We start from the raw sequence: 11,480 nt of genomic DNA on the forward strand, positions 1-11,480 counted from the left end.
GATGGATATTACAAACATCAGAGTTATAGACGGACACAACGATCTTGCCTGGGCGGCAAGACAAAAGTTAGATTACGGTGTCACCGGGCTTGCTGGCTCTGCAAACGGCGAGCTCGCTCCAGTTATAGCCGGCTTACACACCGATCTGCCACGGCTTCTGAAGGGTCAGGTTGGTGGGCAGTTCTGGTCGGTGTGGGTTGACCCTACGCTGAGGGGCGCAGATCAGGTGGTGGCGACGCTGGAGCAGATTGACTGGGTGCGTCGATTTATTGCGGCCCACCCAGAGCAGCTTGAGTTCACTCCCACCGCTGCACAGATGCGGCAGGCGCTTAGCGCGGGTAGGATCGCTTCGCTAATCGGGATTGAAGGCGGAGAGCAGATTGGCGGATCAACCGCGGCGCTGCGTCAGTTTGCACGACTCGGTGCGCGCTATATGACGCTGACATGGTCGCGCACCACCGACTGGGCAGACTCAGCAACCGATACGGCGCAGCACGGGGGTCTGACAGATTTCGGCAGGGCAGTGGTGCGTGAAATGAATCGGATCGGTATGCTTGTCGATCTAGCGCATGTGTCGCCCGATACGATGCGTGCAGCCTTAGACGAGTCGTGCAGGCCCGTAATTGTCTCGCACTCTTGCGCGAGCGCTCTCTGCGACCACCCGCGCAATGTGCCGGATGATGTGCTGCAGCGTATCGGCGCTGGCGGCGGAGTTATCATGGTGGCTTTCGTGCCAACTTTTGTGTCGCAAGCGCGGCGCGATTGGTGGGAGAGCGGCGGTCTAGGCGAGGGGCCGCAGGTGACGGTGCAGGACGTCGCCGACCATATTGAGCATATTCGCAAAGTAGCGGGTGTGCACGCTGTCGGGTTGGGCGCAGACTACGATGGCACAGATGACATGCCCGCCGGTCTCGAAGATGTCAGCGGCTACCCGCTGCTGTTGCAAGAGCTGGCGGATCGCGGTTGGACAGAAGAGGAGCTGCGCGGCCTCGCAAGTGAAAACATTTTGCGCGTGCTAGAAACTGTCGACGCCGACTATGAAGCCTTTATTGCGGGCAGCGCTGGAGCTCCTGCACACGAGCTAGTAACGCCGGTAAAAACTGTGTCTGACAGCGAGATGCCGCAAGTGCTGTTCGTTGTTAACTGGGCAACATCACTGCCCAGACGTTTTGAAACATGGTTTACTGAAGCCGGCTTCAAGCTAGATATTCGCTTTGGTAAAGAGGTTGAGCTGCCGAAAAATCTTGATGACTATGCGGGAATGGTGCTGTTCGGTGGCGGTTTAATGCCCGACGAATTCGAGAATGCGCCGTGGCTGAAGCAGGAGCGACAGCTTGCGCAGGAGGCTATCGACAAAGACATACCAACGCTCGGAATCTGCCTGGGCGCTCAAATATTAGCTGATGTTGCAGGCGGTGAAGTCAAAGCTAAAACCGGGCCCAAAGAGCGCGGCTCAACGGTGATTAAAACCACCGCGGCCGGTCGCAACGATCAGTTAATTTCTGTGCTTGGCACAGCCTCTCCCATGATTGAGAATCATGAGGATATGATTACCCGCCTTCCCGAGAGCGCGGTGCTGCTGGCCTCAAGTGACGCGATTGAAATTCAAGCATTCCGGATTAACGAAAATGTTTACGGTCTGCAGTTTCACCCTGAGGTGAGCGCAGCTGACATGTGGGGCTGGAATGCCGAGGAGCTTGCGTCAGAGGGCTTTAATCTCGCAGAGCTTTGCCTTGAGGCCGGAAAAAACGATGCGGCAAACACCGCTGCTGCACGCGCCCTCGCTGGGAGTTTCAGCGAAATCATGCACCGCTACGCGGCGGGGTAACCCGCGGGAGATTACTGCCCGCGCGCACCGTGATCGGTGCTGGTCACATCGATAACCTCCCAGTTGAGGAAGGAACGCGACGCGGTTGGGCCGCGCTGCCCGTGATAGCGGCTGCCGGTAGCGCCGTGCCCGTAGGGCTGATCCGCCGGGCTAGAGAGCTGGAAGAAACAGAGTTGACCGATCTTCATGCCCGGCCACAGGCGAATCGGGAGGGTTGCAACGTTCTTTAGTTCAAGCGTGATGTGCCCGCTAAAACCGGGATCAATAAAGCCCGCGGTTGAGTGGGTGAGCAGCCCCAAACGGCCGAGCGAACTCTTCCCCTCGAGCCGGGCAGCGATATCGTCAGGCAGCGTCACAAGCTCGAAGGTTGACCCGAGCACAAACTCGCCCGGATGCAAAACGAACCCCTCACTGGGATCGGCCTCAACAAGCCGGGTGAGATCGGGCTGTTCTTTTGCGGGATCAATCTCAGCGCTCTTGTGGTTGTCAAAAAGACGGAAGTAGCGGTCGAGGCGCACATCAACGCTCGACGGCTGCAAAAGTTTTGGATCGGTCGGATCAAGCGCAATCCGGCCGGAGGCCAGCTGGGCGCGAATATCTCTGTCTGAAAGAAGCACGCTTTAATTGTAACTGGAAGAAGTTATGGCACTCTCGAGAGCCATTCTTTAGTGCTGAACTTCTCGGCGACCAGCTGCTCGGCACGCTTCATCTCGGCCGCTGTCACACTGCCCATCTCGCCGCCGTGCCGGCGTTTAAAGACATCGATCAGATGCTCAACGATCGCCTCGCGACTCAAACCTGTCTGTGAGCGCAGCGGATCGACGCGTTTTTGCGCGGACTTAATTCCTTTATCGCTAAGCTTCTCGCGCCCGATCCGCAAGACCTTTGTCATTTTTTGCGGATCAATATCGTAAGCCATCGTTACATGGTGCAGGATGCCGCCCGATCCGAGCCGCTTTTGAGCGGCTCCGCCAATCTTTCCGTTCGGCCCTGCGATATCGTTCAACGGCACATAACGAGCGTCAATCCCCAACTGCTGCAGACCCTCGATAACCCACTCGTCGAGAAACGCGTAAGACTCCTCAAAACTTAAGCCGCGCACAAGCGATTCGGGCACGAAGATAGCGTAGGTGATGCAGTTTTCGGGCACCATATACATTGCGCCCCCGCCCGAGATGCGGCGCACTATAGCGGTGCCGCTCGCCTCGGCCTCAGCGGTATCAACCTCATTTTTTAGTGATTGGAAACTGCCGATATACACTGCAGGGCCGGTAGATTCCCAGATGCGCAGCGTGGGTTTGCGCAGGCCCGTGCCAACCGCTTGCGTCATCACTTCATCAAGCGCGCTGTTCAGAACCGGGCTGACGGGTGCATCATGCACAATTTCCCAGTCGTAGTCACGCCAGGTTGCGGCGTTTGTGAGGGCTCTGCGCACAGCCACACCGATCGCTTGCGGGGTGACACCGAGCAGCTGTGCTTCAGCGGGCAGTGCCGCATCTATTGCAGTGCGATAGTCGGTAATAGAGCTGTCAGCGCGCATTCCGTTGAGCGTCCGGTTGATTTCAAGCACCACTTCATCGGGCTCGACAAAGAAATCACCTGCGAGACTAAAGTTTTCGATTATGCCGCCCGCGACATCGAAATCAACAACCGTGAGCTTGCCGCCGGGCAGTTTGTATTCGCCGTGAAACGCAGTCATGCTTCAAGTTTACGGCGCTGCCCCTTAACGCCAGCACAAAAGCCAAACTAAAATTTTAGGGTGCCAAGCAACACCCCAGAAACAGCAAAGTCGTTCGCCAAATTGCCTCACTACCTAGTTGTTGGTGCGGGTCTTAACGGAGCCTCCCTCGCCTGGCATCTCACCGCCGCCGGGCACCGAGTAACCCTCATAGACCGCGCAGCACCCGCAGCTGCCGGCAGCAGCTCACACGGCTCAGCTCGCATCTTTCGCGCCAGCTACGCTGACGAAAAATATGCACGCCTGACGCTGGAGTCGCTTCCGTGGTGGCGCAAACTAGAAGATATCAGCGGGCAAAAACTCTTGAACTTCACCGGTCATATCGAACACGGCAGCGCGGCTGAGCTGGGCGCGCTAGCAGTGGTTTTGTCTCGCGCCGGGGTGCCGCATGAGCTGATTGAGGTTGCCGAGGCGAGTGAGCGTTGGCCGCAGTATCTGCTGGAGGGTGAGCATGTGCTGTGGCAGCCGCAGGGCGGGGTGCTCGATGCTGCCGCGACAGTGCACGCCCTTATCGCAGCAGCGCAGGCGACCGGGTTGCTTGAGCTCTATCTCGACACCGAGATAGAGCGCATCACGCAAACGGCGACGCAGGCTGTTGCCTACACAGCTTCTGGTGCAGTGTTTAAAGCGGATCACGCGGTTGTTGCTGCTGGCAGCTGGCTGCCGCGCGAACTCTTAGCGCGCATCGATTTCACTCTGCCCACGCCGCAGTTCACAGTGCGCGAGGTGTTGGCGCTGCACTTCGCCTACCGGGAGGGATACAGTGACTTTCCAACAATTATTCACCGGCGCGGAAACATTCCGGCCTATGCGCTGCCCGGTGGTGCTGATGTTAATGGCGCAGCTTTAAAGTTTGCTTTTCACGGTGGGCGACCGCGTCAAGAAGCGCTCGATTATGTCGCTAAATACATTCCCGGGGTTGCGCCAGAGGCTTTTGGGGAGACCCTGTGCAACTACACCCAAACTCCCGATGAGGAGTTCTTTATCGAGACTGATCGCAACATTACGCTGTTTTCAGCGTGTTCCGGGCACGCCGCGAAATTCGCGCCGCTGCTTGGCAGGCTCTTATTTGAGCGCGGGTTACTCGGCAGATAGCCTATCTGACAGCCAAGTAACAAGGTCAGAAATTACCTCACTCCGGTTGGTCTCATTGATTAGCTCATGCCGCGCTTCTGGATAGAGCCGCAGTGAAACATGCTGCGCACCGGCTTTCCGGTAGGCGGTTGCAAGCAGCGTCAGACCGTCATTGAGATTCAGCGGATCAGCCGATCCTGACACGATCAGGATCGGGATATTTGCGGCAGCTTGTTTCGGAGTGCCAAAGAGTTTGACCGCGTTAGTAACCCCAAACATGCGGAAGACATTAACGTTTGTGGTGCGCGGATCCGCAGCCATTTTGCGCCACACTTCAGGGTCGCGGCTGAGCCATTCATGACCGTTTTTATCGCCGAAACCCTCGTTCAGATCGCCAGAATTCATGTGCCTTGGAGTGCGATACGCACTGCCTGAGAGAATAACCGCGTCCCATAATTCCGGTTCACGATTTATGATGCGTTGCGTCATTAACGAGCCCCAGGAGTGGCCGAACACCGCTACGGGAAGGCCTGGATGCTCACTGCGGATCATCGCGGTTAACTGAGTGATTGCGTCTTCGGTGCCGCGCAGCCCACCCTTGCCGAGTTTGGCGATCTTTGCCGGGTCATCACCCCACTGTTCCAAGCCGGTGCGGCCGTGGCCACGGTGATCGTCCGCATAAACTATGAAGCCTGCGTGAGCGAGATCTTCGGCAAATTCTGTGTAGCGGTCGCTGTGTTCAGCCAGACCGTGCAGGATCTGTACCACACCGATTGGGTTGCTGATATCAATTGTGCTGGGATCAGCCGCGATTGGCCCTGTTGCCTGTTCATCGGGTGATGGCAGCCAGCGCCTTGCGTGGATGGTTACACCATATTTATCGGCATAGGTAAAACGTTCGTGTGCGATGCTCATAACACTTTATTGTGGCACGCACACCTTACCGCCGGCTGTAGACCTCCGCGCCGTCAACAAAGGTTTGCAAGACTGCGCCGCACAGCACTGTTTCGGCGTCTGCGGTGAGCGGATTGTGGTCGAGCACTGTGAAGTGGGCGCGCAAGCCTGGGGCAATTTGGCCGAGCTCTTCGTCGCGGTGGGTTGCCCACGCGGCGGTGTGCGTCATCGCTGTTAGCGCTGCTGCGGGAGTGAACGCCCGCTCCGGATGATACGGCTCTAACTCTGGCTGCAGCGCAGAGCGGCCGGTCACCGCGATAAACAGATTTGGCAGAGTTTCGTGCGGTGCTGTTGGAGCGTCGGAACCGAGCACAACAGGCACCCTCGCCTCCCGCATCTTTTGCCAGGCAAAACCGCCCTCGGCCCGCGCATCGCCCAGCACCGCCTGCCAGTTTTTCAGCACCGCTGGATCGGCGTGCACCGGTTGCATAGATGCTGTGATGTTGTTTTCTGCCAGGCGCGCAAAGGTCTCTTCTGAGACGTACTCTAAATGCTCTATGCGCGGGCGCAGATCGTGGCCGGGTTGCCTCTCTTTAGCAGCTTCAAAAACTTCGCAGCCGAGAGTTACGGCGGCATCTCCGATCGCGTGAAAAGCCACCTGCAAGTCAAGCTCGTGCGCTCTGACGGCCGCGGCTACGGCTGCCTCGCTAGACCAGATGGGGGCGGGGTGGGCGCCGGTTATGTAGGGCTCGTGCATAGCGGCTGTGCAGCCGTCGATCACCCCATCAGACACAATTTTTATTCCGATCAGACGCAACCAGTCGGTGCCATAGCTTGCAGCGAGTTCATCACGGAGTGCCGCAGCCTCCTCTACCTGCGCGACAACGTTTGCAACCTCACTATCAGGGCGGATCAGCCAGTGCATATTGGTTACTAGCGGCAGCCTGCCATCCCGCTCTAGGCGGCGGAGCAGCGTCGCTAGAATCGTCGGATTACCGGCCATTTCGGTGACGGTGGTCACCCCGGCGGCAAGGTATGCTGCTGCGGCGGTGTCGAGAAAAGAATCGCGGCCTGCGTCATCGACTGCGTTTTCTGCAAACGGCCAGGCGATAAGAATGGCGGCACTCTCAATGAGGTAACCGGTTGCCTGGCCGTTCGCATCGCGCACAATTTCACCGCCGTGCGGGTCAGGCGTGTGCTCATCGATGCCGAGTGCGGCCAATGCGGCGGTGTTCACCCACGCAGAGTGCAGGTCGTTCGCGTCGAGAATTACGGGGATATCAGCAACAACTGAGTCAATCAGCGCCGCTGTTGGTTGTGCGTCATCGAATATTTCAAATCTCCAACCGACCCCGAACAGATGTTTTGCGTCGGGGTTTTCTGCTCTGGCCTGCCGCAGCCTTTCCTGCACCTCAGCAATGCTGTTGCAGTCGCGCAACTGCACTTTTTCTAAAGCCTGCCCGAGCATCAGCAGGTGTGTGTGCGCTTCAACAAATGCGGGCATTACGAACGAGCCAGATAAATCAACCGCCTGCACCTCAGTGGCCGCGTTTGCAGCGCTTGCCAGAGAACGCGCGGCATCGGCTACCGCACTGGCCGATCCGCAAGCTAAAAACCTGCCATCTGCGACCGCAAAAGCCTCTGCGGGTGGCGCGGCGGTCGAGCCGGTGAAAACTGTGCCGTTATGGTAGACCGTAATCGTCATAGGGGAAGCTTTCTGGGCAGTAGTGCGGATGAGAGCGAAACCGAACATTATTCGGTTTCTGTATTGTATGCAGTAACCTCCGACTGTTGTCAAATATAAGGTGTAGAAATGCCAAGACCCACAACAGCTAAACTCACCCCCGAAAAAATTGCGAAAGCAGCGCTTGCGCAGATTGATGCGGGCGGTGAGGTAAATATGCTGCAGTTAGCCAAAAGGCTGCGCGTCAGTGTTTCTTCTATCTACCACCACGTGCCGAGCAAAGAAGCGGTGCTCAGTCTGGTGCGCCGGCAGCTGTTGGCGGCCTTCAAACCACACATCGACCCCGCGGCAGATTGGGAAACAGGAGTTTTGGTGTGGATTAGGGCGAGCGCAAAAATGTATAGCTCCCACCCACATGCGGCGCAGTATCTTGCGCAGCTGCCCCTCTGCGAGGAAGAAGCGGCCGAAACCTATGGTGCGCTTTTTGAACTGCTTCGCAAAGCTGGCGTAGCAGCCGGTGACGCGGTGGCGCTGGTCGAAGTAATTGATGCGTTTGTGATTGGGGCGGCGATTGACGCGAGCTCGCCGGCCAGTATCTATGACGCAGTATCACTGCCTGAAGAAATGCGGCGTGCTGGTAAAGCACGCCCCTCCGTTTACGCGCGCAACACTGAGGTTATCGAAACGGGGGCAGCCATCTTTGTCGCTGGAATTAGGGCTCACTACGGTTTGAGGTAACAGTCAGACGCGAAAACTAAACTGAGATCTATGGCAAAACTTACGGTCTCTCTTCCCGATTCGAGGCATTTAGCGGCGCTACAGGAAGAGTTTTCCGGCCAAAATATCGACTTTCTTGTGTGGGATATGCGCTCAGCGCCCCCGGCAGAAAAAATTGATTTAGTGGTGCCCCCGTATCTGGACAGTGCCAAAACACTCGCCCGGCTAGAGGGTGTTGAGACGCAGCTCGTGCAGTGGCAGTCGATCGGTTATGACGGAGTGAGCGACTACCTGCCGAGCGGTGTTCGCTTCGCTAACGCCGCCTCAGTGCACGAGACCGCGACGGCTGAGCTGGCGCTTGGCTTGATCATCGCAGCACAGCGGGATTTTAAACGATTCTTTCAGCAGCAGGCAGAAGGAATTTGGCGCGGCGGCACAACACGGGCACTTGCGGATCGCCGGGTTACTATCATTGGTGCGGGTGGTGTCGGCAGAGCGATTGCCGAAAGACTTGTGCCTTTTGAGGTGCAAATCACGATGCTGGCAAACAGTGCGCGCGACCTGGAACTAACCGGTGGTCTAACAGTCTCAGTGCGAGAGATCGCCGACCTACACGCGATGCTGGCAGAAACGGACATTCTGGTGCTCGCAGTGCCACTCACCCCTGACACTGCAGGGTTGATCGGGGCGGTGGAGCTGGCGCAGCTGCCCGATGACGCACTGCTTGTAAACGTTGCGCGCGGCAGGGTCGTTGACACCGCAGCACTGGTCGCCGAGGTCGCAAGCGGGCGGCTTCGCACAGCGAACGATGTTGTAGACCCAGAACCGCTGCCGGAGGAGCATTCGCTGTGGCAACAGGATGGAGCGATTCAGACTCCGCACACCGGCGGCGACAGTGACGCTATGCACCCGCGCATGTTCGCGCTTTTGGTGCGGCAGATTAGGCACCTTATGCGCGGATCCACCCCAGAAAACCTGGTTAAGCCCTAAACTGGTTAAGTCCAAAGATCCCCATCAGCACCTTGGAGAAATAGAGAGAATGGCAGAAGCATCCCGTCTTGACAAAGTAGTGGCCCTCGCGAAGCATCGCGGTTTCGTCTATCAGGCGGGTGATATCTACGGCGGTTCGCGCTCTGCCTGGGATTATGGCCCGCTCGGCACTGCTTTGAAGGAGAACATCAAAAAGCAGTGGTGGCGCACAATGGTGCAAAAACGCGCCGATGTCGTTGGGATCGACTCAAGTGTGATTCTACCGAAGCAGGTCTGGGAGGCCTCAGGGCACGTTGAGGTGTTTTCTGACCCGCTGGTCGAGTGCACCAGCTGTCACAAACGCTATCGTGAAGACCACCTGATCGAGGCCTTCGAAGAGAAGAAGGGCCGCGCACCTGAGGGTGGCATGGCAGAGATCGTCTGCACAAACTGCGGTGCTCGCGGTGAGTGGACAGAACCGCGCGCCTTCAGCGGTCTCTTAAAAACATTCCTCGGCCCCGTCGACGATGAGGCCGGGCTGCATTACCTGCGTCCCGAGACAGCGCAGGGTATCTTCGTGAACTTTGCGAACGTGCTGCAGTCGGCACGTATGAAACCACCATTCGGGATCGGTCAGATCGGTAAAAGCTTCCGCAACGAAATCACCCCAGGAAACTTCATCTTCCGCACACGCGAGTTTGAGCAGATGGAAATGGAGTTTTTTGTGAAGCCTGGCACTGATGAAGAGTGGCAGGAATACTGGATGCACGAACGGCTGCGCTGGTACACCGATCTTGGCATCAACCCTGAGAATCTGCGTTTTTATGAGCACCCGCAAGAGAAGCTCTCACACTATTCAAAGCGCACAGTAGACATTGAATACAAGTTTGGTTTCACCGGCGGCGAGTGGGGTGAGCTTGAGGGCATTGCAAACCGCACCGACTACGACCTCTCAACGCACTCGAAAGAATCGGGTAAGGATCTTTCCTACTTTGACCAGGCAGAGAACGAACGGTATGTGCCCTACGTTATTGAGCCAGCGGCAGGCCTAACCCGCTCACTGATGGCGTTTCTGGTTGATGCCTACGCCGAAGAAGAGGTGCCGAACGCAAAGGGCGGCACCGACACTCGCACAGTGCTGCGACTGGATCCGCGCCTGGCGCCGGTGAAAATCGCCGTGCTGCCGCTCTCGAAGAAAGAGACTCTAACCCCGCTTGCGCAGCAGATTGCAGATGAGCTGCGCGACAGCTGGAACGTGGACTATGACGATTCGGCTGCGATCGGCCGCCGCTACCGACGGCAAGACGAGATCGGCACGCCATTCTGCGTCACGGTTGATTTCGATTCACTCGAAGATAATGCCGTCACAGTGCGCGAACGCGACACTATGGAGCAGGTGCGCGTGCCAATCGCTGATCTCTATAGTTTCTTTGCCGAAAAACTACGTGGAGCTTAAATTTATGACCCAGAACAACCAGTCGCAAGAACAGCTGTATCCGTGGGCGCAGCAGACAGCTCGCGTGCGCGCTCGCACCGAGCCGCTGCGATATCACGAACTGTGGCGTGGGATTAATAAACCCCGCTGGTATAAGCCGCTTGTAGTGAGCCTTATCGGGGTTGGTTACTATATTGCGATTTCCATTGTTTTCGTCATATTGGCCTTTGTCGCAGCCTTCGGTATTGCTTTTGTGACCTCCGCAGAGAGCTCTATTAACCTAGAAGATCTTCTGATGAGTCTGTCGGCAATTAACACCCAGCATCCGCTCTCTATCTTTATCGGCCTCACATCTGTGGCATTAATGATTCCAGCAGGTTGGTTGGCGCTTAAAACTATGGGCATTAAACCAACCGGACGCTTGTGGTCGGTAGCTTTGAAGATCCGCTGGGATCTGCTGTTGGCGGCATTCGCTATCGCCGCCGTTGTTTTGGTGATCGTGCAGTTTGGCAGCATGTTCATTGTTAGCGCGGTCAGTGGCGAGCCGGTGCTGAATGAGCGCCCGGCCGACTTTGACACTCGCGCGATGTGGATTTCGGTGCTGCTGGTAGTGGTTTTGGTGCCATTCCAAGCAACCGCTGAAGAGTATGTCTTCCGTGGTTTCCTGCTGCAGACATTCGGCAATTGGATGCGCAACCCAGTGGTAGCGATACTGCTGACCTCTGCGCTGTTTGGTGCGATGCATATTTACGACATTTGGGGGATGCTCTCTGTCACACTGCTTGGCTGTCTGGCGGCCTACCTGACGATTCGCACTGGCGGGCTTGAGGCGGCAATGGCTCTGCACATTGTAAACAACTATGTGGCCTTTGGTTTCATGGCGTCGGGCTACTTAGACAGCACCTCGCAGGAGAGTCAAACTAGCGGATCTGGCCCTGCTCTGGTGCTCACCGAAATCGTTGTGCTGGCGCTCTTCTGGTTGGCTGTGGAGTTGCTCTGGAAGAAAAAAGCTGCGGATCGAGGCTGGGCAAACACTCGCGTTGATGTCATTGAGGTCGATGTGCCTATTGCGGAGTTAACTGAAGAGCAGCGCCGGCAGGCCGGTCTTGTTCCGATAGCCGCCCCTAACACGGGTGCTTAA

The 11,480-nt window shown here is 57.1% G+C and carries 10 protein-coding genes; 6 read left to right on the forward strand and 4 right to left on the reverse strand.

The features are described from left to right. Window position 1: 1 nt before the first annotated feature. A complete protein-coding gene (locus HCR00_RS06990; protein ID WP_208317297.1) occupies window positions 2-1,828 on the forward strand; it encodes a membrane dipeptidase in 1,827 nt (608 codons plus the stop codon). 11 nt (window positions 1,829-1,839) lie between these two features. Here HCR00_RS06990 and dcd read toward each other — a convergent pair whose 3' ends face one another. Together dcd and lplB are read right to left on the reverse strand one after the other, a co-directional pair. Continuing rightward, window positions 1,840-2,445, reverse strand: coding sequence for a dCTP deaminase (gene dcd / locus HCR00_RS03995; protein ID WP_166986270.1), 606 nt, complete (start codon window positions 2,443-2,445; stop codon window positions 1,840-1,842). A 23-nt stretch (window positions 2,446-2,468) separates the two neighbouring features. Continuing rightward, window positions 2,469-3,527, reverse strand: coding sequence for a lipoate-protein ligase small subunit (lplB, locus tag HCR00_RS04000; protein ID WP_167143029.1), 1,059 nt, complete (start codon window positions 3,525-3,527; stop codon window positions 2,469-2,471). A gap of 60 nt (window positions 3,528-3,587) precedes the next feature. On the opposite strand from lplB, the gene HCR00_RS04005 reads away from it, so the two are divergent. Beyond that, on the forward strand, window positions 3,588-4,661 hold the full coding sequence (locus HCR00_RS04005; RefSeq protein WP_167143032.1) for an FAD-dependent oxidoreductase: 1,074 nt from the start codon (window positions 3,588-3,590) through the stop codon (window positions 4,659-4,661). Here HCR00_RS04005 and HCR00_RS04010 read toward each other — a convergent pair. Continuing rightward, window positions 4,647-5,555, reverse strand: a complete 909-nt coding sequence (locus HCR00_RS04010; RefSeq protein ID WP_167143035.1) for an alpha/beta fold hydrolase — start codon at window positions 5,553-5,555, stop codon at window positions 4,647-4,649. The two genes, HCR00_RS04005 and HCR00_RS04010, sit on opposite strands and share 15 nt — an antisense overlap. Window positions 5,556-5,580: 25 nt before the next feature. Further along, window positions 5,581-7,239, reverse strand: a complete 1,659-nt coding sequence (locus HCR00_RS04015) for an amidohydrolase (protein ID WP_167143037.1) — start codon at window positions 7,237-7,239, stop codon at window positions 5,581-5,583. A 108-nt stretch (window positions 7,240-7,347) separates the two neighbouring features. On the opposite strand from HCR00_RS04015, the gene HCR00_RS04020 reads away from it, so the two are divergent. The 4 genes from HCR00_RS04020 to HCR00_RS04035 are packed head-to-tail and all read left to right on the forward strand — an operon-like array spanning window position 7,348 to window position 11,480. After that, entirely contained in the window at window positions 7,348-7,956 is a 609-nt protein-coding gene (locus HCR00_RS04020; protein WP_167143040.1) for a TetR/AcrR family transcriptional regulator, read from the forward strand. A gap of 30 nt (window positions 7,957-7,986) precedes the next feature. Further along, a complete protein-coding gene (locus HCR00_RS04025; protein WP_167143043.1) occupies window positions 7,987-8,925 on the forward strand; it encodes a 2-hydroxyacid dehydrogenase in 939 nt (312 codons plus the stop codon). Window positions 8,926-8,974: 49 nt separating this feature from the next. Beyond that, window positions 8,975-10,360 (forward strand): glycine--tRNA ligase, encoded by a 1,386-nt coding sequence (locus HCR00_RS04030; RefSeq protein WP_166986249.1) that lies wholly within the window; start codon window positions 8,975-8,977, stop codon window positions 10,358-10,360. Window positions 10,361-10,364: 4 nt separating this feature from the next. After that, the gene (locus tag HCR00_RS04035; RefSeq protein WP_167143046.1) at window positions 10,365-11,480 is read left to right on the forward strand and encodes a CPBP family intramembrane glutamic endopeptidase; all 1,116 of its coding nucleotides are present in this window, start codon (window positions 10,365-10,367) and stop codon (window positions 11,478-11,480) included.

The organism is Canibacter zhoujuaniae (assembly GCF_011752005.1).
GTDB classification, from domain to species: Bacteria; Actinomycetota; Actinomycetes; order Actinomycetales; family Microbacteriaceae; genus Canibacter; species Canibacter zhoujuaniae.